Here is a 20,364-nt window from a genome sequence, read left to right as displayed (position 1 = left end):
TATGATGATTTTTTCTTCATAGATGCGTGCCAGATATCTGGAGTCTCACCACTTGCGCGGCGCGAGCCCGCTGCCAAAGTAGCTTTGCGATTCCAATTCCGGGGGCCCTCGCGTGAACGCAAGACCAATCGATCATCTCGTGCTGCCGGTGGCGGGACTTGCCGCTGCGCGTTCCCGGCTCACGAAGCTTGGTTTTACAGTTGCGCCCGACGCTTTTCATCCTTTCGGCACAGCCAATGCTTGTGTGTTCTTCTCGGATGGCAGCTATCTGGAGCCGCTGGCCGTTGCCAATCGCCGCCACGCAAGCGCTGCCGCCAAACGCGGCAACGTTTTTACCGCACGCGATCTGGCCTTCCGCAAGGGACGCGACAGGCAGGGCTTTTCGGCGCTCGTTGTCGCCACGGGCGACGCCATGGCCGATCACGCGCGTTTCAAGATGCGTGGCGTTTCGGCAGGCGACGTGCTGGAATTCTCCCGCGGGATGGCTTTGGCCGACGGTTCCGAAGCCCAGGCGAGCTTCCGGCTGGCTTTTGCGGGTGATGACCGGGCGCCCGACTTCCTGATGTTTTCCTGTCAGCGCATCAATCCCCTGCCGGCCGATCGCGACGAACTGGAGCGCCATTCCAATGCGGTCATGGGGCTGAGCGAGATCGTCCTGTCGGCACCGGCGCCCTCCGATTTTGCGCCCCTTGCCGAGCAGGTGCTGATGACAAAAGCCAAGCCTGAGGCTGCATCGATCGAGCTTGCTGCGTCCAATGCCCGCATTCGCATCCTGCAGGATCACCAACTCGAAGCGGAATTCGCCCTGCCGTCGGTGCCGGAAGCCGAGGGGCTGCGCGGCCGGCTGATCATCTTCAAGACGGCCGATCTTGCCGTGACAGAGATCACCCTTGCTGCTAATGACGTCGCATTCGTCCGCCGGGAGGGCCGTGTTCTCGTCTCGGCGGCGCCCGGCCAGGGTGTTTTGTTCGGCTTCGAGGAATAGGTTCATGGAAGTTACCGCAAATTCCAGCGTCTCCGTCGGCGAAGGAGACGGCAAGGTGGTTTTCGCGCAGGACGCAAAACTGTCGCTGATCGCCGGCCCCTGCCAGATGGAGAGCCGCGACCACTCCTTCATGATGGCAGGCGCTCTGAAGGAACTCTGCGCCAAGCTCGGCATCGGCCTCGTCTACAAATCCTCCTACGACAAGGCCAACCGCACGTCGATTTCCGGCAAGCGCGGCATCGGGCTCGAAACCGCCATGGAGATCTTTGCCGACCTCAAGAAGGAATTCGGCTTTCCGGTCCTGACCGACATTCACACGGAAGAGCAATGCGCCGTCGTGGCGGAGACGGTCGACATCCTGCAGATACCGGCTTTCCTCTCCCGCCAGACGGACCTGCTTGTCGCTGCCGCGAAGACCGGCCGCGTCATCAACGTCAAGAAGGGCCAGTTCCTGGCCCCCTGGGACATGAAGAACGTACTTGCCAAGTTCACCCAGAGCGGCAATCCGAACGTGCTGCTCTGCGAGCGCGGTGCTTCCTTCGGCTACAACACGCTCGTCTCCGACATGCGCTCGCTGCCGATCATGGCGTCGCTCGGCGCTCCAGTCATCTTTGACGCGACGCATTCGGTGCAGCAGCCGGGCGGGCAGGGCGCCTCGACCGGCGGCGACCGCTCCATGGTGCCGGTGCTGGCGCGCGCAGCCGTTGCGGTCGGTGTCGCCGGCGTCTTCCTGGAAACCCACCAGGACCCGGACAACGCGCCCTCGGACGGCCCCAACATGGTGCATCTGAAGGACATGCCGCGGCTGCTCGAAAAGCTGCTCGCGCTTGATGCCGTTGCCAAGGCGGCTTGAGCCCGCCCACAAACAGCGCGCAAACTGCTTCGATTGTAATTTTCGTGTCATTGATTATGAGACATTTTCAGTGACCTCGTGACGTCAAGTCCAAACCAGGGAGAGACCCTTGACCGCCATCACCGATATCATCGCCCGCGAAATTCTCGACAGCCGCGGCAATCCGACCGTAGAGGTGGATGTCTATCTGGAAGACGGTTCGATGGGCCGTGCGGCCGTTCCGTCGGGCGCCTCCACCGGCGCTCATGAGGCCGTCGAACTGCGTGACGGCGGCAAGCGCTACCACGGCAAGGGCGTCGAAAAGGCGGTCGAGGCCGTCAACACCGAGATCTTCGATGCGATCGGCGGTTTTGATGCCGAAAGCCAGATCCATATCGACAAGACGATGATCGCGCTCGACGGCACGCCGAACAAATCGCGCCTCGGCGCCAATGCCATCCTCGGCGTTTCGCTCGCCGTCGCCAAGGCTGCCGCTGAAACGTCCGGCCTGCCGCTCTACCGGTATGTCGGCGGCCCGAACGCCCATGTGCTGCCGGTCCCGATGATGAATATCATCAACGGCGGCGCCCATGCCGACAATCCGATCGACTTCCAGGAATTCATGGTCATGCCGGTCGGCGCCGATACGCTGAAGGACGCCGTGCGCATGGGCTCGGAGATCTTCCACGTCCTCAGGAAGGAACTGGCGGCCCAGGGCCACAATACCAATGTCGGCGACGAAGGCGGTTTCGCACCGGGCCTGAAGAGCGCGTCGGAAGCCCTCGACTTCATCATGAAATCGGTCGAAAAGGCCGGTTACACGCCTGGCGACGACGTCTGCCTGGCGCTTGATTGCGCCTCGACCGAATTCTTCAAGAACGGCAAGTACGAAATGGAAGGCGAGGGCCGCACGCTCGAGCCGGAAGCCATGGCCGATTACCTGGCCGAACTCGCAGCCAAGTACCCGATCATTTCGATCGAAGACGGCATGGCCGAAGACGATTGGGCCGGCTGGAAGTACCTGACCGACAAGATCGGCGCCAAGTGCCAGCTCGTCGGCGACGACCTGTTCGTCACCAATTCGTCCCGCCTGCGCGACGGCATAAAGATGGGTGTCGCCAACTCCATCCTCGTCAAGGTCAACCAGATCGGCTCGCTGTCGGAAACGCTTGATGCCGTCGAGACTGCCCACAAGGCAGCCTATACCGCCGTCATGTCGCACCGCTCGGGCGAAACCGAAGACTCGACGATCGCCGATCTCGCCGTCGCCACCAATTGCGGACAGATCAAGACCGGCTCGCTGTCGCGCTCCGACCGGCTTGCCAAGTACAACCAGCTCATCCGCATCGAGGAAATGCTGGGTCCGCAGGCCGTTTATGCCGGCCGCGGCATCCTGAAGGCCTGAGGCTTTTCAATCCGACATTTCCCATGAAGCCCGCGTCAAAAGCGCGGGCTTTTTCGCGTCATGATTCTGGTCAACGATTGCTTAAGCAAGTTCTGCGAATTTGAAGCTCTGTTTCGGATCCGATTTGAGATCCCGTAAGCGTGGCAAGGCGTTAGAGCGGCATGTGGACAAAGCATCATAAGAAAAGAAGATTCGGCCGTTTTGTCCTTCCCGCCATCACAGTCGCGTTTCTGTCCTACTTCGGCTATCATTCCATCCATGGTGATCTCGGTCTGATCGCAACGGAGGAATTCGAGCGTCAGCGGCAGGCCCGCGCGGAGGAGCTCGCCAAGCTGACTGCCCGGCGCGAAACGCTGGAGCGGCAGGTTCAGCTGATGAGCGACGGCTCGCTCGACAAGGACATGCTGGACGAGATCGCCCGTTATCAGCTGAATATTTCCCGCGGCGACGAAATCGTCATCTTCAACAACTACTTCTAAATTAACCTGTTTTCGGTTAATTTTACATTTTCATAACCTTTTCAATGGGTTGTGCGGAATGTGAGCCATGCATTTATGGCATTGCTGGGGCAGGCTTTCTTGCCTATGGTACGCCCCGAAACCAGAGTGGGAATCTGGCGATACACGTCAGGGCGCAATCTCGCTCTCAACGCAGAACTCAAAGGGAGGGATGAATGGCGCCGACAAAAACCGCGTCTGTATCCGGCCGCAAACCAGCGGCAAAGTCTGCAATCAAATCGGCCTCGAAATCCTCCGCCAAGGAGTTTACGGGCAAGAACACCCCGGATTTCGGCAAGGATCAGGATCTTCACGCTTATCGTGAAATGCTGTTGATCCGTCGTTTCGAGGAAAAGGCCGGCCAGCTCTACGGCATGGGCTTCATCGGCGGTTTCTGTCACCTCTATATCGGCCAGGAAGCTGTCGTCGTCGGCATGCAGATGGCGCAGCAGGAGGGTGATCAGGTTATCACCGCCTATCGCGACCATGGGCATATGCTGGCAACCGGCATGAGCGCGCGTGGCGTCATGGCGGAACTCACAGGACGCAAGGGCGGCTATTCCCGAGGGAAGGGCGGCTCGATGCACATGTTCTCCAAGGAGAAGCATTTCTACGGCGGCCACGGCATCGTCGGCGCCCAGGTCTCGCTCGGAACCGGTCTCGCCTTCGCCAACAGGTATCGTGGGAATGACAGCGTCTCGGTCGCCTATTTCGGCGATGGCGCGGCCAACCAGGGCCAGGTCTACGAGAGCTTCAACATGGCTGCCCTCTGGAAGCTGCCGATCGTCTATATCGTCGAAAACAACCGTTATGCGATGGGCACCTCGACGGCCCGTGCAACGGCGCAGTCGAACTACTCGCTGCGTGGCTCCGGTTTCGGCATCCCCGGCATCCAGGTCGACGGCATGGACGTTCGCGCCGTGAAGGCCGCCGGCGACGAGGCGCTCGAGCACTGCCGTTCCGGCCAGGGCCCGATCATTCTCGAAATGCTCACCTACCGTTATCGCGGTCACTCCATGTCCGACCCGGCGAAATATCGCTCCAAGGACGAAGTGCAGAAGATGCGCTCCGAGCACGACCCGATCGAGCAGGTGCGCCTGCGCCTCCTCGAAAAGGGCTGGGCCACCGAGGACGAGCTGAAGGCGATCGACAAGGATATCCGCGACGTCGTTTCGGATAGCGCCGATTTCGCCCAGGCCGATCCGGAGCCGGATCCGTCCGAGCTCTACACCGACATTCTGCTCTGATCGCGGGGAGGGAACCCAATGCCAATCGATATCCTGATGCCCGCCCTTTCTCCGACCATGGAGGAAGGCACGCTCAGCAAGTGGCTGAAAAAAGAGGGTGACAAGGTCACCTCCGGCGACGTGATCGCCGAAATCGAGACCGACAAGGCGACCATGGAAGTGGAAGCCGTCGATGAAGGCGTGATCGGCAAGCTGCTGATCGCCGCCGGCACCGAAAACGTCAAGGTCAACACCAAGATTGCCGTGCTCCTGCAAGATGGCGAGAGCGCCGACGCGATCGGGTCTCCGGCTCCTGCCAAGGAGGCTCCGAAGGCTGAAGCACAGGCCGCCCCGGAAGAAAAGCCGGCTGCTGCTCAGGCCTCGGTCCCGGCCCAGCCCAAGGCCGAGGCCGCCGCCGATCCGGATATCCCGGCCGGCACCGAGATGGTCATGACCACGGTGCGCGAAGCGCTCCGCGACGCCATGGCCGAAGAAATGCGCCGCGACGAGGACGTCTTCGTCATGGGCGAGGAAGTCGCCGAATACCAGGGCGCCTACAAGATCACGCAGGGCCTCCTGCAGGAATTCGGACCCCGCCGCGTCGTCGACACGCCGATCACCGAACACGGCTTTGCCGGCGTCGGCGTCGGTGCCGCCATGGCGGGCCTGAAGCCGATCGTCGAGTTCATGACCTTCAACTTCGCCATGCAGGCGATCGACCAGATCATCAACTCGGCCGCCAAGACGCTTTACATGTCCGGTGGCCAGATGGGTGCGCCGATCGTGTTCCGTGGCCCGAACGGTGCCGCCGCCCGCGTCGGCGCGCAGCACAGCCAGGACTATGCCACCTGGTACAGCCAGATCCCGGGCCTCAAGGTCGTCATGCCCTACACGGCTGCCGACGCCAAGGGCCTGCTGAAGGCCGCCATCCGCGATCCGAACCCGGTCGTCTTCCTGGAAAACGAAATCCTCTATGGCCACCAGTTCGAAGTGCCGAAGCTCGACGATTTCGTCCTGCCGATCGGCAAGGCGCGCATCCACAAAAAGGGTAACGACGTCACCATCGTTTCCTTCGGCATCGGCATGACTTACGCCGTGAAGGCGGTTGCCGAACTGGAAAAGGAAGGCATTGACGTCGAACTCATCGACCTTCGCACGCTGCGCCCGATGGACCTTCCGACGGTCATCGAATCGGTCAAGAAGACCGGCCGCCTCGTGACGGTCGAGGAAGGGTATCCGCAGAACTCGGTCGGCACCGAAATCGCCACCCGCGTCATGCAGCAGGCCTTCGACTATCTCGACGCGCCGATCCTGACGATCGCCGGCAAGGACGTTCCGATGCCTTATGCGGCCAATCTTGAAAAGCTGGCGCTGCCGAATGTCGGCGAAGTCGTCCAGGCGGTGAAAACCGTCTGCTACAAATAAGGGGAGGATGTTTCGATGCCGATCAACATCACCATGCCTGCCCTGTCTCCAACCATGGAAGAGGGCAATCTTTCCAAGTGGCTCGTCAAGGAGGGCGACAAGGTCAAGTCCGGCGACGTGCTCGCCGAGATCGAGACCGACAAGGCGACCATGGAAGTCGAATCCGTCGATGAGGGCACCGTTGCCAAGCTCGTCGTTGCGGCCGGCACCGAAGGCGTCAAGGTCAATGCCCTGATCGCCATCCTCGCCGCCGACGGCGAGGATGTCGCGGCTGCCGCTGCCGGCGGTGGTGCTTCTCCGGCTACGAAGGCCGAGGCTGCACCCGCCCCGAAGGCGGAAGCCGCTCCGGCTCAGAAGGCATCAGAACCGGCGCCTGCTGTCGCGGTATCGGCTCCGGCTGCTGCCCCGGCATCGTCGTCCGGTGCAAAGACCTTCTCGTCCCCACTCGCCCGTCGCCTCGCAAAGGAAGCCGGCCTCGATCTTTCGGCGGTTGCCGGCTCCGGCCCGCACGGCCGTGTCGTCAAGGCCGATATCGAAAAGGCTGTGGCTTCCGGTGGTGCCAGGCCCGCACCGGCTGCCGCTCCGCAGGCTGCTGCCGCGCCGGCGCCGGCCATGGCCAAGGGGCCGGCGGACGATACCGTCCTCAAGCTCTTCCCCGAGGGTTCCTACGAGCTTCTGCCGCATGACGGCATGCGCAAGACGATCGCCTCGCGCCTCACCGAGTCGAGCCAGACGGTTCCGTCCTATTTCGTCTCGATGGATTGCGAGCTCGACGCGCTGATGAAGCTGCGCGCCGAGATCAACAAGTCTTCGCCGATGAAGAAGACCGACAAGGGCGAGGTTCCGGCCTTCAAGCTGTCGGTCAACGACTTCATCATCAAGGCGATGGCGCTCGCCCTGCGCGATGTCCCGATGGCGAATGCGTCCTGGACCTCGACCGCCCGCGTGCTGCACAAGCATGCAGACGTCGGTGTGGCAGTGTCGATCCCTGACGGCCTGATCACCCCGATTGTCCGCAAGGCTGAAACGAAGACGCTGTCCGTCATCTCCAACGAGGTGAAGGATCTCGCCAGGCGCGCCCGCGACAAGAAGCTGAAGCCGGAAGAATACCAGGGCGGCACGACATCCGTGTCGAACCTCGGCATGTTCGGCGTCTCCAACTTCACCTCGATCGTCAATCTTCCGCAGGCCTCGATCGTCTCGATCGGCGCAGGCGTCGAGAAGCCGATCGTCAAGAACGGCGAGATCAAGATCGGCACGGTCATGACCGCAACCTTCGCCTTCGACCACCGCGTCATCGACGGCGCGCTCGGTGCGGAACTCGCGTCCGCCTTCAAGCGCTACATCGAAAACCCGATGGCGATGCTGGTGTAACGCAACTTATGTGGGGACTGTCCCTCCCCCTTGCGGGGAGGGTGTCCGCGGAGCGGACGGGTGGGGGTGGTGCAACACGCGGTGACGCTGATGGCCTGGAACCGAGAAAATCCAAATCCGCCCAGCACCAGCGCCGCAAGCAATGCCCCGCGCCTGCGTAAATCTATGACGGATGCGGAGCGCCGTCTCTGGGCTGCGCTTCGGAAGGAAATGCCGGAAACGCCAGGTACGCATTTCCGGCGACAGATGGCGATTGGGCCGTATGTGGTAGATTTTGTGTGTCTAGGACATCGGCTTATTGTCGAGGTAGATGGGAAATTTCACGATGTGCCCGATCAACGACTTCGAGATGCCGTCCGTGCTGAGAAATCTGGCGGTAGCCCTTGCCACCCCCATCCCTAGCCCCTCCCCGCAAGGGGGAGGGGAACTGTGAGCGCTTCGATGAAAACCGTTCTCTGCTATGGCGATTCATTGACCTGGGGTACGGATGCCGCAACCGGCGGCCGCCATGCCTTCGAGGATCGCTGGCCGAGCGTGCTGCAGGCAGCGCTCGGTCCCGCGGTCAACGTGGTCGCTGAGGGTCTCGGCGGTCGTACCACCGCCTATGACGACGGGCTTGCCGATTGCGATCGCAACGGTGCGCGGCTGCTGCCGACCGTCCTTCATAGCCATGGTCCGCTCGAGCTGGTCATCCTCATGCTCGGCACCAACGACCTGAAGCCGATTATCCATGGCACGGCGATCGGCGCCCGGGCAGGCGTGAAAAAGCTGGTCAGCCTCGTTCGCTTCCACGATTGGGGTCGCGAATGCGAAACGCCGGAAATCCTTATCGTGTCGCCGCCGACGCTCTGCGAGACCGCAAACCCGATGACCGGAGCGATGTTTCGGGGAGGCATCGAGCAGTCTTCGATGCTCGCATCGCTCTATCGGGACCTTGCGGACGAACTGGGCTGCGGCTTCTTCGATGCGGGATCCGTCGCCAAAACGACGCCGATCGACGGCGTGCATCTCGATGCAGAAAATACCCGTGCCATCGGGCGCGGCCTCGAACCCATCGCGCGAATGATGCTGGGGCTATGATGAGTGCGAGGCGGTTGACCAGGGTCAAGGAGTAGCGGGAAGGGGTGGGTTCTACCTCTCCATGTCAACAGCATGGAGTGATAGAAATGTCGAGCACGCCCCATCATCTTGCGGAAGAGTTTCCGGAGTATCTCGTCCAGATGCGCCACCTGCGCGAAACGGACGGGCATTTCCACCGGATTTGCAGTGAATACGAGGATGTGAACCACCAGGTCCACAAGGCCGAGACAGGAATGGAACCATGCGACGATATTAGCATGGTCGAGCTGCGCAAGCGGCGGCTGGCCCTGAAGGACGAGATATACGGGATGCTGACGCGGGTGGAACCGGTCGTAGAAGAGACCGACGCCTGACACCGGAAAAACCGGCGCTTCGCTCCCGAAGAAACAAAAGCAGGGCTTGCGGTCTATCCCGTGCCCGCTGAAACCAAGGAGTGAAGCGCCTATGGCCAATGCTTACGACGTCATCGTTATCGGTTCCGGTCCGGGCGGTTATATCGCCGCCATCCGGGCATCCCAGCTCGGGTTGAAAGTCGCCGTCGTCGAGCGCGAGCACCTCGCCGGCATCTGCTCCAACTGGGGCTGCATCCCGACCAAGGCGCTGTTGCGCTCGGCCGACGTCATGCACACCGCGACCCATGCGAAAGATTACGGCCTGACGCTGGAAGGCACGATCAAGCCGGACGTCAAGGCGATCGTCGACCGCTCACGCGGCATCGCCCACCGCATGAACAACGGCGTTGGTTTCCTGTTCAAGAAGAACAAGGTCGACATCATCTGGGGCGAGGCGAAGGTCACCAAACCCGGCGAGATCGTTGTCGGCAAGTCGACCAAGCCGGTTGTTCAGCCGCAGGGGCCGATCCCCAAGAACACGCTCGGCGAAGGCACCTATACCGCCAAGCACATCATCATCGCCACCGGCGCCCGCCCGCGCGCGCTTCCGGGCATCGAGCCGGACGGCAAGCTGATCTGGACCTATTTCGAGGCGATGAAGCCGGAAGAAATGCCGAAGTCGCTGCTGGTCATGGGCTCGGGCGCGATCGGCATCGAGTTTGCGAGCTTCTACCGCACCATGGGCGTCGAGGTCACCGTCGTCGAGATCATGAGCCAGGTCATGCCTGTCGAGGATGTGGAGATTTCCGCCATCGCCAAGAAGCAGTTCGAGCGCCAGGGCATGAAGATCCTGCTCGAAGCCAAGGTCGCCAAGGTCGTGAAGGGTGCCAACTCGGTCACCGCGACGATCGAACTCAAGGACGGCAAGACGCAGGAGATCACCGCCGACCGGATGATCTCCGCCGTCGGCGTCCAAGCCAATATCGAAGGCATCGGCCTCGAGGCCGTCGGCGTGAAGACCGACCGCGGCTTCATCGTCGTCGACGGCTACGGCAAGACCAATGTGCCCGGCCTCTATGCGATCGGCGACGTCGCCGGCCCGCCGCTGCTCGCCCACAAGGCCGAACACGAGGCGGTCATCTGTGTCGAGAAGATCGCCGGCCTGCCCAACGTCCATCCGATGGACAAGCTGAAGATCCCTGGCTGCACCTATTGCAACCCGCAGGTCGCCTCGGTCGGCCTCACCGAAGCCAAGGCGAAGGAGCAGGGCCGCGACATCCGCGTAGGCCGTTTCCCGTTCGTGGCCAACGGCAAGGCTATCGCGCTCGGCGAGGACCAGGGCCTCGTCAAGACAATCTTCGACAAGAAGACGGGCGAACTCATCGGCGCCCACATGGTCGGTGCCGAAGTCACCGAACTGATCCAGGGCTTCGTCGTCGCCATGAACCTGGAGACGACGGAAGAGGAGCTGATGCACACGATCTTCCCGCATCCGACCATTTCCGAAACGATGAAGGAAAGCGTTCTCGACGCCTACGGCCGGGCGCTGAATGCCTGACGAGATCGCCCTGCCGGGGATTGTTCCACGGCGGGGCATCGCCCATATGAGTGTGTCTGGAACGGGAGCATAACATGCAGGTAGGTTGGATTGCGGCGATCATCATCGGCGGCCTGGCGGGTTGGCTCGCCGGCAAGCTGATGGATGTCCGCTTCGGCATTTTCATGAACATCGTCATTGGCATCGTCGGCGCGGTTCTGGCCAACGGCATCTTCAACAGGTTCAACATCCATGTTGCAGACGGATGGCTGGGTTACCTGGTTGCAGGTTTCATCGGCTCCTGCATTTTGCTATTTATCGCCAAACTCGTCAGGCGCTGACGGTAGCCGCGCTCCAAGCGGTTGAAAGCAGGTATTTATGGTCACCATTCTCGACACGATCGCATCCGGCGATGAAAAGCGCGTCCGTCATCCGGAAAAGGCGCATCGTCCCGATACCGAGATCATGCGCAAGCCGGAATGGATCCGCGTTCGTGCACCGGTTTCCAAGGGCTATCAGGAAACCCGCGCGATCGTGAAGGAAAACAAGCTGGTGACGGTCTGCGAGGAAGCGGGCTGCCCCAATATCGGGGAGTGCTGGGACAAGAAGCACGCCACCTTCATGATCATGGGCGAGATCTGCACCCGCGCCTGCGCCTTCTGCAACGTGGCGACCGGCAAGCCGAACGCGCTCGATATGGAAGAGCCCGAAAACGTCGCCAAGGCCGTCAAGCAGATGGGCCTGTCCCACGTGGTCATCACCTCCGTCGACCGTGATGACCTGGCCGACGGCGGCGCCGAACATTTCGAGAAGGTGATCTGGGCGATTCGTGCCGCGTCGCCGGCAACGACGATCGAGATCCTGACGCCCGACTTCCTGAAGAAGCCCGGTGCGCTGGAGCGGGTCGTCGCCGCCAAGCCGGACGTGTTCAACCACAATATGGAAACCGTGCCGGGCAACTATCTGACCGTTCGCCCCGGCGCCCGCTATTTCCACTCCGTCCGGCTGCTGCAGCGGGTGAAGGAGCTGGATCCGACCATGTTCACCAAGTCCGGCATCATGGTGGGGCTTGGCGAGGAGCGCAACGAAGTGCTGCAGCTGATGGACGATCTGCGCACCGCCGACGTCGACTTCCTGACGATCGGCCAGTATCTGCAGCCCACCCGAAAGCACCACAAGGTAGAAAGCTTCGTCACGCCGGAGGAGTTCAAGTCCTACGAGACCGTTGCCTATTCCAAGGGTTTCCTGATGGTGTCGTCCAGCCCGCTGACCCGGTCATCGCATCACGCCGGCGACGATTTCGCTCGCCTCAAGGCTGCGCGCGAGAGGAAAGTCCTGGCCGCCGCCGAGTAGGGCGGCAGCCGGTTCCAGGCTTATTCGGCCGCCTGGATCTTTTCGCTCTTGTCCTGGCCACGTCTTCTTTCGCGCAGCGTGAACCTGTGGCCGCGCGCTTCGGCCTTAGCCATTTCAATGAGATAGACGAGCATGGGGAGCTGGTTCATATCTGCAAGCTGCTTTGCGGATTCGAGCAGCTTTATCATCTGCGAGAAATCGTCCATGGATGCCTCTTTCGGCTGCGCCCGGTCTGCTGTCGGTTGAGTATACCAATTGTACGCGCGCTTGCGACTCTCGATCACTGCAACCGGATGGATGCTACGTTAAATCTTATCAATCCGAATGCCATCTGACATCAACAAATGACCGGTGGTTGAACCAGTCCCTCCGACGTCCGCGTCAAAGCTCTGTCACAATCGCATTCGGCGATCTCTATAGCGCCGTCTGTTTGACATTGAAATCCTCCTGTCGTCATCGGCCGTTACCGCCAGTCACGATACCGAGAGCCTGAGTCACGGGAGAGCATGATGGATATGGAATCTGGCGCGAATGCGATCCGTTACGTGGGAATTGCCGAAGCGGCAGACAAGATCCCCGGTGCTGATCGGATTCTGGTCATCGGCTGTTCCGGCGGCGGTAAATCGACGCTGTCGCAGAAGGTCGCCCGCCGCTTCGGGCTTGCCTACGTCTCGATCGACCGGGACGTGCTCTGGCTGCCGGGCTGGGTGCAGCGCGAAAGGCCGGAACAGCATCGGATAATCGCCGAGTTGAGCGCCGGCGAACGCTGGATCATGGATGGCACCAATACGTCCACTTTCGACATTCGCGTGCCGCGCTGCAAGCTCGTCATCTGGGTCCGCATGCCGCGCTGGCTGTGCGTCTGGGGCATTCTCGGCCGCTGGATCACCAACAGGGGAGGCACCCGCCCGGAAATGGCGCCTGGCTGTCCGGAAAAGATCGATCTCGATTTCCTCCGCTTCGTCTGGACCTGGGAGAAGGTCTACGGCCCGCGCGTCCTTGCCGGGTTGGCGGCCCACGCGGCCGGGAAGCCGGTTCTGGTGTTGAAATCCCGTCGCGAAATGCGCGATCTTCTTGATCTTATCGGAGCGGGCGCTTAACTCGGGATCATGCCAAAGTTCGAAATCCGCCGTCCCGTGAAGCACAGCGCCGAAGAAATGTACGCGCTCGTTGCCGATGTCGAAAAATACCCGCAGTTCCTGCCGCTCTGCGAGGCACTGGCCGTGCGCTCCTCCAAGGAGCGCGACGGCAAGACGCTGCTCGTGGCCGACATGACGGTCGGCTACAAGGCGATCCGCGAGACCTTCACCACCCAGGTCCTGCTCAATCCCGCCGAGCGGATCATCGACGTGAAATATATCGAGGGACCGTTCAAATATCTCGACAACCGCTGGAGCTTCGAGCCGGCGGGCGACGGTTCGCCGAATGCCGGCCCAGAGGGGTGCATCGTGCATTTCTACATCGATTACGAGTTCAAGAGCATGATCCTCGGCGCTCTGATGGGCTCGATGTTCGACCGCGCCTTCCGCATGTTCGCGGAAGCCTTCGAGACAAGGGCCGACAAGATCTACGCCTGAGCCGCTTGCGGGCTTGGGCCGTCCGGACGATGATCATGTGGTCAATATTCCCTGGACCGCCGATTTCCTGCTGACCGAGATGTGCCCCGTGCCCAAATAGCGACTGCTCTTGCGAACCGTCGCGCTCTGACGGATAGTCTCCTCACCGCGCAGGGGAGGCTGGCATGGCAGGACATCTCTCACGCATGATGTGGCCGGTGTTTACGGCTGTAATCCTGGCGATGCCCGCCGCTGCGGCCGACATCTCGAAGCTTCGCCAGCCCGGTACCTATGTGATCGTCTCGGACAAGGACGGCAAGGCGATCAGCGGGGCATATTGGCTGTCCCCGGAACTCAAGTTCGTCGTCCATTCCGAAGACGCCGCTGCACCGGCCATGGGTGTTTTCGTCGATCGGGAAATGTTTCCGCGCCGGATCGCGCAGTTCGAAATCTTCCTGAATGTGCGACTGACCTATGATCCCGAGCCAGGCTCCCTGCCGGTCGGAAGGATCGCTCAGATCAAGCAGACCGAAAAATTTCCCAAATCCGATCCGAAAACCTCTCTGTTGGCGTTCGCAACCACCGGCATCGTCTCGTCGAAACTCCAGGACATCGACATCGTCAGCCGCAGCTATGGCGTCGATGGCGACCAGTTCAGCATACCCGGCCGCAAGCCCGGCGAACGCGTCCATATCGAGACCCTGGATATCGATCTCTCCGCTGCCGATGCGGCAAAGGTAACCGCGGTCGAAACCGGCGAGGCGCTGAGCAGCCTGGATTTTCACATGCTTTACGTTACGCGCGCGCTCCCCTCTGTCCAGACGGTGGTGAAATGTTTCGAGGAGGTTCGGGCGAGCCCCAAGTTTCAGACGGCGGCGACGAAGCTGCGCGAAACGATGGATCAGTGGATGGCCACCACCTTCATGAAAGACGGCAAGACATGGTGGGACCGTGAGAAGGTGAGCCCGGAGGATTTCGGGCCGGATGTCGCTTCGCTCTGCCCGAATCCTTGATTGGGGAAACCCCACGAGTGCCCCTCAGCGTGCCGCCGGGTTCTGGTCAGCCTGCGGCCTCCATCAGCATTTCCAGCGCGGTCCGTACGGTCGCGAGCCTGATGTCCGTGCGGCCGATATCGCCGTAGCGCATTTCCCGGTGCAGGAGCTTTCCACCACGGCTCTTCGCCGACAGATGCACAAGCCCGACCGGCTTGTCCGCCGATCCGCCGCCGGGACCGGCGATGCCGGTCACCGCAACCGCCACGGCCGCCTTTGAGCGATAAAGCGCGCCATGCACCATCTGCAGCGCCGTTTCCTTCGACACTGCGCCATGGGCCGTAAGCGTGGCGTCGGTCACGCCGAGCATGTCCATCTTCGCCTGGTTCGTGTAGGTGACGAAACCCCGGTCAACGACGGCCGATGACCCCGAAATCTCCGTCAGCGCCCCGGCGATCAGTCCGCCCGTGCAGGATTCCGCCGTCGAGACCATCAGTCCGCGTGCGGTAAAATCCGTGATGATCCGCCTGGCCTGGTCCTCGATATCGGCGGGAAACAGGCTCACGCGGCCTCTCCGCGATAGACCACTGTCGCCGTCGCGATCGCGGCAATGCCTTCGCGGCGGCCGATGAAGCCGATCTTCTCGTTGGTGGTCGCTTTCACCGAGCAGCGGTCGAGCGAAATGCCGAGAATCTCGGAGAGGTTCTCGCGCATCGCCTGGCGGTGCGGGGCGATCTTCGGGGCTTCCGCGATCAACGAGATATCCGCGTTCATGATCGTGCCGCCATGCTCGCGGACGATCTTCGCCGCATGGTCGAGGAAGATTTTCGACGGTGCCCCGCGCCATTGCATGTCCGAAGGCGGAAAATGGTCGCCGATATCGCCGGCGCCGCAGGTGGCGAGCAGCGCGTCGGTCAACGCATGCAGGGCGACGTCGGCATCCGAATGGCCGGTGAGCCTCTGGTCGTGCGGAATGAAGACGCCGCAAAGCGTCACCCCGTCGCCGGGTTCGAGCTGGTGCACGTCGTAACCATTGCCGGTCCGTACATCGGGAAGGGCGGTCGAGGACCGGCTCTGCGAGAGTTTTTCGTCGGCCATGGCGATATCCCGCTTCACGGTGAGTTTGATATTGTCGACCGATCCTTCCACCAGGGTGACCGGCAGTCCGGCCCATTCGGCGATCGAGGCATCGTCGGTGAAATCCTCGCGGCGCAGGGCCGCCGCCTTCTCATGGGCGGTGCGGATTTGCGAGAGAAGGAAGCTCTGCGGCGTCTGGGCGGCATAAAGCCCGGCGCGCGGTACTGTTTCGTGCACCAGTCCGTCGGAACCGCCGCGCTTCAGCGTGTCGCTGACCGGAACGGCCGGCAGCACGCCGTCCTGCCCATCGTCGAGCGCCTGTGCCACCCGCTCGAGCACGCCGTGGTCGACAAAGGGCCGCGCCGCATCGTGGATCATCACATGGGTCGCCTCGGTGCCGGAAAGGGCGCGCAGGCCTTCATAGACCGAGCGCTGCCGTGTTTCCCCGCCGAACGTGGTGATCAGCCCGGCCGCTCCCTTGACGCCGACGGTTGCCGCCGCGAACAACGCCTCATCGTCCGGATGAATGACGACGACGATCGGACCGCTGCGAGGCCAGGTCAGAAACCGCTCGAGCGTATGGGCGATGACCGGCTTGCCCCCGATCCGCCGATACTGTTTGGGGCCGTCCTCAGGGGAACCGGCCCGTTCCCCGCGACCTGCGGCGACGATGACGATACCGATTGTCCCGGAACCGATTGTCATGGCTTTGTCGTCCCCGACCCGTAATTCGTTTTGGATTGACAGGCGCAGAACTATAGGACCAAAAGCCTGAATTCCAGCATGCCGCTCAAAAATAACGCAGTTCAGGAATTGCTCTTGGCAAATGCTCGAGACCTGAATAAAAATAGTGCAACTATCTCATGTGCCCGAAAGATCATCATTTGAGTTTTCAAGATCTTGCCAAGCCTTTTCAGATCGGGCCTGTCGCCATTCGCAATCGCGTCGTCCTGGCGCCGATGTCCGGCGTCACCGATCTGCCGTTCAGGCGGCTTGCCTGGCGCTATGGCGCCGGGCTGGTCGTGACGGAAATGGTCGCCAGCGGTGAACTCATTCTCAACCGCGGCGAATCATGGGCGCGGCTGAAGGGCGCCGGGATTTCGCCGCACATGGTGCAGCTCGCCGGCCGCGAGGCGCAGCCGATGGCGCAAGCAGCAAGGATCGCCGCCGACAACGGTGCCGACATCATCGACATCAACATGGGATGTCCCGCCAAGAAGGTAACGGGCGGTTATTCCGGCTCGGCGCTGATGCGCGATCCGGACCACGCCCTGTCGATGATCGAGGCGACCGTCAATGCCGTCAAAGTGCCGGTGACGCTGAAGATGCGGCTCGGCTGGGACGAGAACTCCATCAACGCGCCCGAGATCGCCCGCCGCGCCGAACAGGCCGGCATCCAGCTGGTGACCATCCACGGCCGCACCCGCATGCAGTTCTACGAGGGCAGGGCGGACTGGGATGCGATCCGCCAGGTGCGCGACGCGATCTCCATCCCGCTGATCGCCAATGGCGACGTCGAATCGCCCGAGGACGCCCAAGCTATTCTGGCGCGCTCCGGTGCCGATGCGGTCATGGTCGGCCGCGGCGCTCAGGGGCGGCCCTGGCATGTCGGCTGGCTCGCCGGCCACGCGGCGCCGTCGCAGGCCGAGGTCGCCGATCTGGTCATAGAGCATTACGAGGCGATGCTGGAACTCTACGGCCGCGAGGCCGGCCTCCGCCATGCGCGAAAACAGCTCGGCTGGTATCTCGACCGCTATGCATCGGGCCTGCCCGTCGAAGAAAAGGCCTTCATCATGATTTCGAAAGACCCGGCCGATGTCTCGCGCCGGATGATTGCAGCGCTCGGCGGCCAATCCTTCGACGCCAAAAAGCCCGCCGCCGCCCAGAAGGAGGCCGCATGAGCAAGTCCCAAGCGCCGGATGCCACGATTGGCAACGCGCTCGCCATGGCCGTCCTCAACTCGGTGCAGAACCCAGTGATCCTGGTCGATGCGGCGGGCAAGGTCGCGTTCGCGAACTGGGAGGCGGAGGCCTTCTTCGGCGCCAGCGCGTCCCATCTCGCCAAGAACAAGATCTCCACCTTCATCCCGTTCGGAAGCCCGCTTCTCGCCCTGATCGACCAGGTGCGCGAGCGCAAGGCGCCCGTCAACGAATACCGTGTCGACCTGTCTTCGCCGCGCCTCGGCCAGGACAAGCTCGTCGATCTCTATGTCGCGCCCGTGGTCAGCGAACCGGGCTCGGTGGTCGTCGTCTTCCAGGAACGGTCCATGGCGGACAAGATCGACCGCCAGCTCACCCATCGCGCCGCCGCTCGTTCGGTGACGGGTCTGGCCTCCATGCTTGCCCACGAGATCAAGAACCCGCTGTCGGGCATCCGCGGCGCCGCCCAGCTTCTGGAAAGCGTCGTTCCCGACGACGACCGGGCACTGACCCAGTTGATTTGCGACGAGACCGACCGGATCGTTTCGCTGGTCGATCGCATGGAAGTCTTTTCCGACGAACGGCCGGTCGATCGCGTAGCCCTCAACATCCATTCGGTGCTCGATCACGTGAAGGCGGTCGCCAAGGCCGGTTTTGCGCGCAACATCAAGATTTCAGAAATGTACGACCCGTCGCTGCCGCCGGTCTTTGCCAACCGCGACCAGCTGGTGCAGGTCTTCCTCAACCTCATCAAGAACGCGGCCGAAGCTGTCGGCGACCAGCCGGACGGCGAAATCATGCTGACGACAGCCTATCGCCCGGGCATCAAGCTTTCGGTCGCCGGCACCCGGGACAAGATTTCCCTGCCGCTCGAATTCTGCGTCATCGACAACGGACCGGGCGTTCCGACCGACCTCGTGCCGCATCTCTTCGACCCCTTCATCACCACCAAGACGAACGGCTCGGGTCTCGGTCTCGCGCTGGTTGCCAAGATCATCGGCGGCCATGGCGGCATCGTTGAGTGCGACAGCCAGGCGCGCCGCACGATATTCCGCGTTCTGATGCCCATGCACAAGGAAGAGGCCACGGACGGCCGCGCCTTGAACTCCACAGGAAACGTAAAATGACTGCCACGATCCTTGTCGCCGACGACGACGCGGCCATCCGTACCGTTCTGAACCAGGCCTTGACCAGGGCTGGTTACGAAGTGCGCATTACCTCCAATGCCGCCACCCTGTGGCGCTGGATCTCGGCCGGGGAGGGCGATCTCGTCGTCACCGACGTGATCATGCCGGACGAGAACGCCTTCGACCTCCTGCCGCGCATCAAGAAGGCCAGGCCCGAGCTGCCGGTGCTCGTCATGAGCGCCCAGAACACCTTCATGACGGCCATCAAGGCCTCCGAAAAGGGTGCCTACGACTACCTGCCGAAACCTTTCGACCTGACCGAGCTGATCGCCATCATCGGCCGGGCGCTCGCCGAGCCCAAGCGCAAGCCCGCCCGCCTCGACGACGACATGCAGGACGGCATGCCGCTCGTCGGCCGCTCCGCCGCCATGCAGGAAATCTACCGCGTGCTCGCGCGTCTGATGCAGACCGACCTGACGCTGATGATCACCGGTGAGTCCGGCACCGGCAAGGAACTGGTCGCGCGCGCGCTCCATGATTACGGCAAGCGCCGCAACGGTCCGTTCGTGGCGATCAACATGGCCGCCATTCCGCGCGACCTGATCGAATCGGAACTTTTCGGCCATGAGAAGGGCGCTTTTACCGGCGCCCAGAACCGCTCCACCGGCCGCTTCGAGCAGGCCGAGGGCGGAACCCTGTTCCTCGACGAGATCGGCGACATGCCGATGGACGCCCAGACGCGCCTCCTGCGCGTCCTGCAGCAGGGCGAATACACCACCGTCGGCGGCCGCACGCCCATCCGCACCGATGTCCGCATCGTCGCGGCCACCAACAAGGATTTGAAGCACCTGATCAACCAAGGCCTCTTCCGCGAGGACCTTTATTACCGCCTCAACGTCGTGCCGCTGCGCCTGCCTCCCTTGCGTGACCGTGCCGAGGACATTCCGGATCTGGTGCGCCACTTCATGCAGATGGCCGAGAAGGAAGGGCTGGATGCCAAGCGTTTCGACAGCGAGGCGCTGGATCTGATGAAGGCCTATGCCTGGCCGGGCAACGTGCGCGAGCTGGAAAACCTGGTTCGGCGCCTGATGGCGCTTTACCCGCAGGAGGTCATCAGCCGCGAGATCATCGAATCGGAGCTGCGCTCGGATGTTCCCGACAGCCCGATCGACAAGATGGGGACCCGCAGCGGTTCGCTCACCATCGCGCAGGCCGTGGAAGAAAACATGCGCAGCTATTTCGCGAGCTTCGGCGAAAACCTTCCGCCGCCGGGTCTCTACGATCGCGTCCTGACGGAGCTGGAATATCCGCTCATCCTGGCGGCGCTGACGGCCACCCGCGGCAACCAGATCAAGGCGGCCGATCTCCTCGGCCTCAACCGAAACACGCTTCGCAAGAAGATCCGGGAACTGGGCGTCTCGGTCTATCGCAGCTCTCGTGGTGCTTGATGGTTAGTTTGTTCCCGACTGCTTGACACCTTCCGCTCATCGTTGCATTTTCGCCACATTGCGTTGCTTAAAGGTCACGCAGGGTTTGGTGAATGCTCGACGGAGTGGCGGCCGTTGATGGGGTAGACCAGCCCTTTTCTGGAAAGTGGCTGTCGCTTCGCCCGGTCTGACCGGGTTGGATCGATCTCCCGCGAGGGTT

22 protein-coding genes are annotated in these 20,364 nt (G+C 62.1%); 19 read left to right on the top strand and 3 right to left on the bottom strand.

Features of this window, described 5'->3' with window-relative positions:
* The first annotated feature begins 112 nt into the window (after positions 1 to 112).
* The 13 genes from GQ59_RS27060 (at position 113) to lipA (ending at position 12,046) form a co-directional block, all read left to right on the top strand.
* Entirely contained in the window at positions 113 to 985 is an 873-nt protein-coding gene (locus tag GQ59_RS27060) for a VOC family protein (protein ID WP_037087270.1), read from the top strand.
* A 4-nt stretch (positions 986 to 989) separates the two neighbouring features.
* Complete coding sequence (gene kdsA, locus GQ59_RS27055) at positions 990 to 1,838, top strand: 3-deoxy-8-phosphooctulonate synthase (protein ID WP_037087269.1); 849 nt, start codon at positions 990 to 992, stop codon at positions 1,836 to 1,838.
* A gap of 109 nt (positions 1,839 to 1,947) precedes the next feature.
* The gene (gene eno / locus GQ59_RS27050; protein ID WP_037087266.1) at positions 1,948 to 3,222 is read left to right on the top strand and encodes a phosphopyruvate hydratase; all 1,275 of its coding nucleotides are present in this window, start codon (positions 1,948 to 1,950) and stop codon (positions 3,220 to 3,222) included.
* Between the two features lie 161 nt (positions 3,223 to 3,383).
* Entirely contained in the window at positions 3,384 to 3,701 is a 318-nt protein-coding gene (locus GQ59_RS27045; RefSeq protein ID WP_037087264.1) for an FtsB family cell division protein, read from the top strand.
* A gap of 194 nt (positions 3,702 to 3,895) precedes the next feature.
* Complete coding sequence (gene pdhA, locus GQ59_RS27040; RefSeq protein WP_037087262.1) at positions 3,896 to 4,966, top strand: pyruvate dehydrogenase (acetyl-transferring) E1 component subunit alpha; 1,071 nt, start codon at positions 3,896 to 3,898, stop codon at positions 4,964 to 4,966.
* 18 nt (positions 4,967 to 4,984) lie between these two features.
* The gene (locus GQ59_RS27035; protein WP_037087259.1) at positions 4,985 to 6,370 is read left to right on the top strand and encodes a pyruvate dehydrogenase complex E1 component subunit beta; all 1,386 of its coding nucleotides are present in this window, start codon (positions 4,985 to 4,987) and stop codon (positions 6,368 to 6,370) included.
* 15 nt (positions 6,371 to 6,385) lie between these two features.
* Entirely contained in the window at positions 6,386 to 7,744 is a 1,359-nt protein-coding gene (locus GQ59_RS27030) for a pyruvate dehydrogenase complex dihydrolipoamide acetyltransferase (RefSeq protein ID WP_037087256.1), read from the top strand.
* A gap of 90 nt (positions 7,745 to 7,834) precedes the next feature.
* Complete coding sequence (locus tag GQ59_RS31450) at positions 7,835 to 8,146, top strand: endonuclease domain-containing protein (protein ID WP_084683309.1); 312 nt, start codon at positions 7,835 to 7,837, stop codon at positions 8,144 to 8,146.
* Positions 8,147 to 8,185: 39 nt separating this feature from the next.
* Complete coding sequence (locus GQ59_RS27025) at positions 8,186 to 8,824, top strand: SGNH/GDSL hydrolase family protein (RefSeq protein WP_037087253.1); 639 nt, start codon at positions 8,186 to 8,188, stop codon at positions 8,822 to 8,824.
* Positions 8,825 to 8,910: 86 nt separating this feature from the next.
* The gene (locus GQ59_RS27020; protein WP_037087250.1) at positions 8,911 to 9,177 is read left to right on the top strand and encodes an HP1242/YdcH family protein; all 267 of its coding nucleotides are present in this window, start codon (positions 8,911 to 8,913) and stop codon (positions 9,175 to 9,177) included.
* A 91-nt stretch (positions 9,178 to 9,268) separates the two neighbouring features.
* Complete coding sequence (lpdA, locus tag GQ59_RS27015; protein WP_037087246.1) at positions 9,269 to 10,714, top strand: dihydrolipoyl dehydrogenase; 1,446 nt, start codon at positions 9,269 to 9,271, stop codon at positions 10,712 to 10,714.
* A 74-nt stretch (positions 10,715 to 10,788) separates the two neighbouring features.
* Positions 10,789 to 11,034 carry a GlsB/YeaQ/YmgE family stress response membrane protein gene (locus GQ59_RS27010; RefSeq protein WP_037087244.1) on the top strand — a complete coding sequence of 82 codons (246 nt, stop codon included), beginning with the start codon at positions 10,789 to 10,791 and terminating at the stop codon, positions 11,032 to 11,034.
* A 37-nt stretch (positions 11,035 to 11,071) separates the two neighbouring features.
* Positions 11,072 to 12,046 carry a lipoyl synthase gene (gene lipA, locus GQ59_RS27005; RefSeq protein ID WP_037087242.1) on the top strand — a complete coding sequence of 325 codons (975 nt, stop codon included), beginning with the start codon at positions 11,072 to 11,074 and terminating at the stop codon, positions 12,044 to 12,046.
* Between the two features lie 20 nt (positions 12,047 to 12,066).
* Here the strand turns inward: lipA and GQ59_RS27000 are convergent, their stop codons facing one another.
* Entirely contained in the window at positions 12,067 to 12,252 is a 186-nt protein-coding gene (locus tag GQ59_RS27000; protein WP_037087239.1) for a hypothetical protein, read from the bottom strand.
* 300 nt (positions 12,253 to 12,552) lie between these two features.
* On the opposite strand from GQ59_RS27000, the gene GQ59_RS26995 reads away from it, so the two are divergent.
* The 3 genes from GQ59_RS26995 (at position 12,553) to GQ59_RS26985 (ending at position 14,615) form a co-directional block, all read left to right on the top strand.
* Positions 12,553 to 13,146: a P-loop NTPase family protein gene (locus GQ59_RS26995; RefSeq protein WP_432762612.1), complete on the top strand. Its 594-nt coding sequence runs from the start codon at positions 12,553 to 12,555 to the stop codon at positions 13,144 to 13,146.
* Positions 13,147 to 13,155: 9 nt separating this feature from the next.
* The gene (locus tag GQ59_RS26990; protein WP_037087235.1) at positions 13,156 to 13,623 is read left to right on the top strand and encodes a type II toxin-antitoxin system RatA family toxin; all 468 of its coding nucleotides are present in this window, start codon (positions 13,156 to 13,158) and stop codon (positions 13,621 to 13,623) included.
* Between the two features lie 164 nt (positions 13,624 to 13,787).
* A complete protein-coding gene (locus GQ59_RS26985) occupies positions 13,788 to 14,615 on the top strand; it encodes a hypothetical protein (protein ID WP_037087233.1) in 828 nt (275 codons plus the stop codon).
* A 46-nt stretch (positions 14,616 to 14,661) separates the two neighbouring features.
* On the opposite strand, the gene GQ59_RS26980 is transcribed toward GQ59_RS26985, so the two are convergent.
* Both GQ59_RS26980 and GQ59_RS26975 read right to left on the bottom strand, forming a co-directional pair.
* On the bottom strand, positions 14,662 to 15,159 hold the full coding sequence (locus GQ59_RS26980; protein WP_037087232.1) for a CinA family protein: 498 nt from the start codon (positions 15,157 to 15,159) through the stop codon (positions 14,662 to 14,664).
* Positions 15,156 to 16,376 carry a bifunctional 2-C-methyl-D-erythritol 4-phosphate cytidylyltransferase/2-C-methyl-D-erythritol 2,4-cyclodiphosphate synthase gene (locus GQ59_RS26975; RefSeq protein WP_037087229.1) on the bottom strand — a complete coding sequence of 407 codons (1,221 nt, stop codon included), beginning with the start codon at positions 16,374 to 16,376 and terminating at the stop codon, positions 15,156 to 15,158. Before GQ59_RS26975 ends, GQ59_RS26980 begins: the two co-directional genes overlap by 4 nt.
* 158 nt (positions 16,377 to 16,534) lie before the next feature.
* Between GQ59_RS26975 and dusB the strand changes: the two genes are divergently transcribed.
* Genes dusB through ntrC form a run of 3 tightly spaced genes read left to right on the top strand, consistent with a single transcriptional unit; the run spans position 16,535 to position 20,165 of the window.
* Positions 16,535 to 17,572, top strand: coding sequence for a tRNA dihydrouridine synthase DusB (dusB, locus tag GQ59_RS26970; RefSeq protein ID WP_037087227.1), 1,038 nt, complete (start codon positions 16,535 to 16,537; stop codon positions 17,570 to 17,572).
* Complete coding sequence (locus GQ59_RS26965) at positions 17,569 to 18,717, top strand: two-component system sensor histidine kinase NtrB (protein WP_037087226.1); 1,149 nt, start codon at positions 17,569 to 17,571, stop codon at positions 18,715 to 18,717. Before dusB ends, GQ59_RS26965 begins: the two co-directional genes overlap by 4 nt.
* Positions 18,714 to 20,165: a nitrogen regulation protein NR(I) gene (ntrC, locus tag GQ59_RS26960; RefSeq protein ID WP_037087225.1), complete on the top strand. Its 1,452-nt coding sequence runs from the start codon at positions 18,714 to 18,716 to the stop codon at positions 20,163 to 20,165. Before GQ59_RS26965 ends, ntrC begins: the two co-directional genes overlap by 4 nt.
* The last annotated feature ends 199 nt before the right edge of the window (positions 20,166 to 20,364 follow it).

The organism is Neorhizobium vignae (assembly GCF_000732195.1).
GTDB lineage: Bacteria > Pseudomonadota > Alphaproteobacteria > Rhizobiales > Rhizobiaceae > Neorhizobium > Neorhizobium vignae.
The sequence above is the reverse complement of the archived record's forward strand: the minus strand, read 5'-3'. Positions and strand labels throughout refer to the sequence as shown.

What these genes read in the sequence shown, in the direction of transcription:
- kdsA (WP_037087269.1), top strand. Translation starts at nt 990, where the DNA reads ATGGAAGTTACCGCAAATTCCAGCGTCTCCGTCGGCGAAGGAGACGGC.
- GQ59_RS27045 (WP_037087264.1), top strand. Translation starts at nt 3,384, where the DNA reads ATGTGGACAAAGCATCATAAGAAAAGAAGATTCGGCCGTTTTGTCCTT.
- pdhA (WP_037087262.1), top strand. Translation starts at nt 3,896, where the DNA reads ATGGCGCCGACAAAAACCGCGTCTGTATCCGGCCGCAAACCAGCGGCA.
- GQ59_RS27035 (WP_037087259.1), top strand. Translation starts at nt 4,985, where the DNA reads ATGCCAATCGATATCCTGATGCCCGCCCTTTCTCCGACCATGGAGGAA.
- GQ59_RS27030 (WP_037087256.1), top strand. Translation starts at nt 6,386, where the DNA reads ATGCCGATCAACATCACCATGCCTGCCCTGTCTCCAACCATGGAAGAG.
- GQ59_RS31450 (WP_084683309.1), top strand. Translation starts at nt 7,835, where the DNA reads ATGGCCTGGAACCGAGAAAATCCAAATCCGCCCAGCACCAGCGCCGCA.
- GQ59_RS27025 (WP_037087253.1), top strand. Translation starts at nt 8,186, where the DNA reads ATGAAAACCGTTCTCTGCTATGGCGATTCATTGACCTGGGGTACGGAT.
- GQ59_RS27020 (WP_037087250.1), top strand. Translation starts at nt 8,911, where the DNA reads ATGTCGAGCACGCCCCATCATCTTGCGGAAGAGTTTCCGGAGTATCTC.
- lpdA (WP_037087246.1), top strand. Translation starts at nt 9,269, where the DNA reads ATGGCCAATGCTTACGACGTCATCGTTATCGGTTCCGGTCCGGGCGGT.
- GQ59_RS27010 (WP_037087244.1), top strand. Translation starts at nt 10,789, where the DNA reads ATGCAGGTAGGTTGGATTGCGGCGATCATCATCGGCGGCCTGGCGGGT.
- lipA (WP_037087242.1), top strand. Translation starts at nt 11,072, where the DNA reads ATGGTCACCATTCTCGACACGATCGCATCCGGCGATGAAAAGCGCGTC.
- GQ59_RS27000 (WP_037087239.1), bottom strand. Translation starts at nt 12,252, where the DNA reads ATGGACGATTTCTCGCAGATGATAAAGCTGCTCGAATCCGCAAAGCAG.
- GQ59_RS26995 (WP_432762612.1), top strand. Translation starts at nt 12,553, where the DNA reads ATGATGGATATGGAATCTGGCGCGAATGCGATCCGTTACGTGGGAATT.
- GQ59_RS26990 (WP_037087235.1), top strand. Translation starts at nt 13,156, where the DNA reads ATGCCAAAGTTCGAAATCCGCCGTCCCGTGAAGCACAGCGCCGAAGAA.
- GQ59_RS26985 (WP_037087233.1), top strand. Translation starts at nt 13,788, where the DNA reads ATGGCAGGACATCTCTCACGCATGATGTGGCCGGTGTTTACGGCTGTA.
- GQ59_RS26975 (WP_037087229.1), bottom strand. Translation starts at nt 16,376, where the DNA reads ATGACAATCGGTTCCGGGACAATCGGTATCGTCATCGTCGCCGCAGGT.
- dusB (WP_037087227.1), top strand. Translation starts at nt 16,535, where the DNA reads ATGTGCCCGAAAGATCATCATTTGAGTTTTCAAGATCTTGCCAAGCCT.
- GQ59_RS26965 (WP_037087226.1), top strand. Translation starts at nt 17,569, where the DNA reads ATGAGCAAGTCCCAAGCGCCGGATGCCACGATTGGCAACGCGCTCGCC.
- ntrC (WP_037087225.1), top strand. Translation starts at nt 18,714, where the DNA reads ATGACTGCCACGATCCTTGTCGCCGACGACGACGCGGCCATCCGTACC.